6 protein-coding genes are annotated in these 4,872 nt (G+C 31.1%); all 6 read left to right on the top strand.

Translation table 11 applies throughout. The features are described from left to right. Positions 1 to 180 precede the first annotated feature (180 nt). Positions 181 to 567: a hypothetical protein gene (locus tag ABZA26_RS07710; RefSeq protein ID WP_372713939.1), complete on the top strand. Its 387-nt coding sequence runs from the start codon at positions 181 to 183 to the stop codon at positions 565 to 567. A gap of 8 nt (positions 568 to 575) precedes the next feature. Further along, the gene (locus ABZA26_RS07705; RefSeq protein WP_372713938.1) at positions 576 to 1,244 is read left to right on the top strand and encodes a Rad52/Rad22 family DNA repair protein; all 669 of its coding nucleotides are present in this window, start codon (positions 576 to 578) and stop codon (positions 1,242 to 1,244) included. 466 nt (positions 1,245 to 1,710) lie between these two features. Next, positions 1,711 to 2,409, top strand: a complete 699-nt coding sequence (gene cas6, locus ABZA26_RS07700; protein WP_372713937.1) for a CRISPR-associated endoribonuclease Cas6 — start codon at positions 1,711 to 1,713, stop codon at positions 2,407 to 2,409. A gap of 10 nt (positions 2,410 to 2,419) precedes the next feature. Then, entirely contained in the window at positions 2,420 to 3,850 is a 1,431-nt protein-coding gene (cas8a1, locus tag ABZA26_RS07695; protein ID WP_372713936.1) for a type I CRISPR-associated protein Cas8a1/Csx8, read from the top strand. After that, entirely contained in the window at positions 3,850 to 4,746 is an 897-nt protein-coding gene (gene cas7i, locus ABZA26_RS07690; protein WP_372713935.1) for a type I-B CRISPR-associated protein Cas7/Cst2/DevR, read from the top strand. Before cas8a1 ends, cas7i begins: the two co-directional genes overlap by 1 nt. A gap of 3 nt (positions 4,747 to 4,749) precedes the next feature. Then, the coding region (gene cas5 / locus ABZA26_RS07685) for a CRISPR-associated protein Cas5 (RefSeq protein ID WP_372713940.1) at positions 4,750 to 4,872 on the top strand (123 nt) is incomplete at its 3' end.

Below are 4,872 nucleotides of genomic sequence, written 5' to 3'. Positions count from 1 at the left end.
GAGTATAGATTACATAAAAAATATAAGAATGAGAAGATTTTTGCAATAAGAACAGAGGAAGAAAAAAAGAGTTACTGGATAGTTGTTTTTTCTTATGAGTATTGAATTTACTGGGCTAGATTGTCATCCCACTTATGGTATATAACCTTTTACTAATGTATCTAAAGAACAGGAGGAACTATGAATATACAGATAACATTTGATCCAGTAGAAATGCTAAAAAATATGGATAGAAAACTTATATTAGATTACATAAGAAACACTATCACAGAGCAGGACAGAATAGAAATTGGTGACACTCTTTACACTGCTGATTCAGATACTCTTTGGGAAGCCTTGGAGATAAAAATAGAAGAGGAATCTAAAGATTTATCTATCTTTGTGGAGAGCAGAGTGGAGAGTTCGGAACTTCTCAAAAGAATAGATAGAGAGGAAATTATAGACTATATTAAAGAGAATACCCAATTATATATATCAGAAGATGTTGGAGATCTTATGGAACAGATAAGAATATCTGGATGTATGGATGAAGTTATGGAAATGTTTACACTTAAATATGAAAGGTAGGTATAAAAATGAATAAGACTATAGATCAGATTATGAAAGAACTTAAAGCTCCCTTTAAAGAAGATAAGCTAGAATTTCGTGTGGGAGCAACTAATTCAGATAAAACAATGGGCCTGGCACTTTGCTATGTAGAAGCCAGAGCTATACAGAACAGGCTGGATGAAGTTGTTAGTTTCAACAATTGGCAGGTATCATACAAGGAAGTCCATGGTGGCTTCCTTTGCTCTATGTCCCTAAGGATAAATGGAGAATGGATAGAGAAACAGGACGGAGCTCAGGTAACAGATTACGAAGCTATAAAAGTGGGAATATCATCAGCATTTAAGAGAGTGGCAGCTTCAGGATGGGGGATAGGAAGATATCTTTATGATGTTAGAAACCAGTGGTTTCCTATAAAACAGAGAGGTAAAGGATATGAATTTGCAGTTACTCCGAAGATATCCAATGAAGACAAAGGTAGCATTCCAACTGAAGATTCTAATGCTGTAAAAGAATCCCATCAGGATAAACTTCAAAGAGCTAAAACTTTTGAACTTACCTTTGGAAAATATACAGGTAAAACACTGGGAGAAATATTTGAATCTGATAAAAAATATATTCAATACATCATAGACAAAAGTAAAGATCCAAGTCTCGTTAATGCTTGTAAATATTTAGAAATCCACTTATTAAATTAGAGTAGGGAGAAATCCCTGCCTATATAATAAATATATTTTTTATTAAAGGAAAAGAAAGATTGTATATTAAATATCAGACATGCAACAGCTATATTTTTAAGCATTAATTTCAATTTTTTTCTCACCCAGAAAAAAATATTTCCCTTAAAAGGATTAGACTTTACAGTTTGATCTTTTTTTGTTTACTTCCTAAAATATATTTTAGACAATTTAAATTTTTAAATTAATTCATGTTAACAAATATACTTTAGTATATACTTCCTTTGTATAATCAGGTATAATTGAAGTTGATAACCTAAACATTGAAATGAATAATGAAATTTTCAGGTAAAAAAAAATTTATATAAAAACTTGCTATAAGAATACAATTAAAATATTGGGAGATAACAAAAGTAAAGTTTAATTAGATTCAAGCCATAAATCATCAAAATATTGGATAAAAAACATATATTAGACGAGGTGAAAAATGAGATTTGAAGTAGAAGGACGATTTAAAAACAAGGTAATTACTACAGACTATAAAAGAAAAATACTGTCTGTTATAAAGAGTAGTATGGAAGATAGGCTCAGAGGAAAAATATATAATGAAGATAAACCAAGAAATTTTACTTTTTCTCCATTTATCATAATTGAAAAGATAAAAGAGGATAAAATATATCTGAAATCAGAAAATATAAAAATATTTTTTAGTGTAGATGGTATGAAAGAAGGTTGGATATTTCTTAATTCACTAAAAAAAAGTAAGGGTAAAAAAATACAATTTGGAGAAAATGAATTAGAAATAACAAATGTGAAGACAAATACAGAAAAATTAATAGAAGATAATATAGCCGTATTTAAGATATTATCTCCAATAGTTATTAGAGAACAAAGGAAAGAAAAATCAGACTGGTACCACGACTTTGACAAAAAAGGAATAGAAATACTAAAGAGAAATATATGTTATCAAATGAGATATGATTTTCCTAAAAGTGAATTGGAAGGAATAGAGATACAAGGACTGAAAACTAAAAGAACAATTGTGAAAAACTATGACATAAAATACCCAGTAACACTAGGAAGTATAATGATAAAGGCAAGCAGCAGGATATTAAATAGATTATACAAAAGAGGTATAGGTTCTAAGACTTCATTAGGACACGGAATGCTCGAATTTATGGATTAGGAGGTGAATAATGAAGGAAAGGTTAGAAAATAAAAAATTGGATACAAGGTTCCATATGGGTGACTGGAGGAGTTCCGCCAGTGTATTGGGAATTAAAAAATATTTTGAATATTTAAAAAGCCAGGGCATAGAGACAGAATATAGGGCTGAAAGAAACGATGATTATATAGAATATAACGAAGGAGATATTACAAGGGAAAGATATCTAGATTTTGCAGAGCATCACTTTAGTGAAGAGATGCACCATACGAGACTAAAAAATCTACTAAAAGATTCTCAGGATAGAGAACTAAATGAAGTAGAGCTTAAAATATTTAATGAAAAAATTAAGGGAAATACTGTAATGTCTAAATATTTTAAAGGATGTACTATTGCAGATAAGGATAAAATAGATAAAATCTTAGAAGAAAACAGATATGATATTATAGAAAATACTTTTAAAAATGGAATGAGCCAGTACAGAAATTTCTGCAACCCTAATAGCTTTCTAAGCGATGGCAATAAAACCTGTAGAGTAAATGGGTATAGTATAGACATGGGAAAGAAGGGGAAATCCGCTGGCTATATGCAGGATATGAATGCATATGTTTGGGAAGACTATAAGGAGTATGACTTTATCCCTTTTGCTTTTACAACAACCTGGGAAGCTTTTTTTATAAACAATAATTATAATATAGGGACACTGGAGTCCACCTATAATAAGCTTCAGAGAACTCTAAAGGCCAAGAAAGAATATGATGGAAAACAAAGTAAAGTAAAGAGTGCTCTATTTGAATTTAATCAGGAGAGTGCTACATTTGTGGATTATGATGTTGAAGTCATTAAAAAAGACAGAAATAATGATCATTTTGAAACTATATATGTAAGGGATGAGAGTATTGAGATATTTAAGCAGATAGGAGAAAGGTATAAGGGGATACAGTTTTCTATAAAAGTGACAGACAAATATTATATAAAAGTAGAGGATGAAGTAGTGAATGCTATACTTAATCTCTATAAATTGGATACACTAATAGAAAAACTAATTAAAATGGAAACCAATGTTTATAACCTAGTGGATGTTAATTTTTATATCTATGAGACTCTAAAATCAGAGGAACAAAGAGAAAGAAACAGAGATAAATTGGAGGATGGGGAGACTATGAAGGACAGACTGGAAAACGCAAGGAAAACAGGATGGGCAGTAAAAAATGCACTAAATAGCAGAAGCAATGGTTCACAAAAGGTGAAATCATTTAAAAATAAACTTATTAGTGCTATATCATTTAGAGACTATGATGCATTCAATTTAACACTTATGAAATTGTCAGATTATTCCGGAATAATTTTTGATTTTGCATATGAACTATTTGATAACTTTGAAGAAAATAAAAATTTGGCTTATGCATTTATTAATGCACTTAATGAATCTGAGAATAAAGGGTCTAAGGGGGATAAATAATGAGTAAAAGAGCATTAACATTGACAGTGGTAGCACATATGACATCAAACTATGGAGAATCATTGGGAAATATAGGAAGTGTACAAAAGCTGCATAGGGATGGAAAAACATATTCTATGAGAACTAGAGAGAGTATAAAACAGGCTGTAATGGAACAGAGCGGCATGTATAAAGATCTAAAGGTTAAGGTAGACGGAGCAACACAAAAAGAAGTAAATGAAAATCTCACAGTGGCAAACTGTAAAGCCCTTGAGGGTGGTTATATGAATACAGCATCCAAGGCTGACGGTGGATTTACGAGGGTAAGGAATAGCTCCTTTTATATGACTGATGCAATCGCAGTGGAGCCTATGACAAATGACTACAGATTTCACAATAATCTATTTTTAGCTAGTAAGTATGCCAAAGATAATGACCTGAATGTGCAAAAAGATGCTGGTAAGGTCGGACTTATGCCATACCAATATGAATATGATAAAGGAATGAAAGTATATAGTATAACAATTGACCTAGAGAAGATAGGAAAAGATGTGAATTTTGATACAGAGGCTAGTTCTGAAGAGAAATTTAAAAGAGTGGAAATGCTACTAGATGGTGTAGAAAATCTAAGTCTAATAGTGAGAGGAAACTTAGACAATGCAGAGCCATTATTTATAGTAGGTGGATTGTCAAATAGAATGACACATTACTTTGAAAACGTAGTTAGAATAAGGGAAAACAAACTACAAATAACAGATGATTTTAAAGAAAGAATAAATTCTGGTTATAAAGTAGGAATGTTAAATGGAGAGAACTTTGATAATGAAACAGAGATTAAGGAAAAACTAATGCCTATTAGTGTAATAAAGTTTTTTAATGAATTAAAGGCAGAAGTAAAAGAATACTATGGGGTGTAACCTATGAGAGTGCTAAAAGTTAGATTAAAACAGAGTCAAGCACACTATAGAAAGGAAGAGAGTAGTAGGAACAAGATGACATATCCTCTACCACCGATCTCGACGGTTATAGGCGCTATCCATAAT

The sequence above is a fragment of the Ilyobacter sp. genome (genome assembly GCF_041583315.1).
In the GTDB taxonomy this organism is placed as follows: Bacteria; Fusobacteriota; Fusobacteriia; order Fusobacteriales; family Fusobacteriaceae; genus Ilyobacter.
Note: the sequence above shows the minus strand (reverse complement) of the source record. Positions and strands in the feature narration are given on the sequence as shown.

What these genes read in the sequence shown, in the direction of transcription:
- cas8a1 (WP_372713936.1), top strand. Translation starts at nt 2,420, where the DNA reads ATGAAGGAAAGGTTAGAAAATAAAAAATTGGATACAAGGTTCCATATG.
- ABZA26_RS07705 (WP_372713938.1), top strand. Translation starts at nt 576, where the DNA reads ATGAATAAGACTATAGATCAGATTATGAAAGAACTTAAAGCTCCCTTT.
- cas6 (WP_372713937.1), top strand. Translation starts at nt 1,711, where the DNA reads ATGAGATTTGAAGTAGAAGGACGATTTAAAAACAAGGTAATTACTACA.
- cas7i (WP_372713935.1), top strand. Translation starts at nt 3,850, where the DNA reads ATGAGTAAAAGAGCATTAACATTGACAGTGGTAGCACATATGACATCA.
- ABZA26_RS07710 (WP_372713939.1), top strand. Translation starts at nt 181, where the DNA reads ATGAATATACAGATAACATTTGATCCAGTAGAAATGCTAAAAAATATG.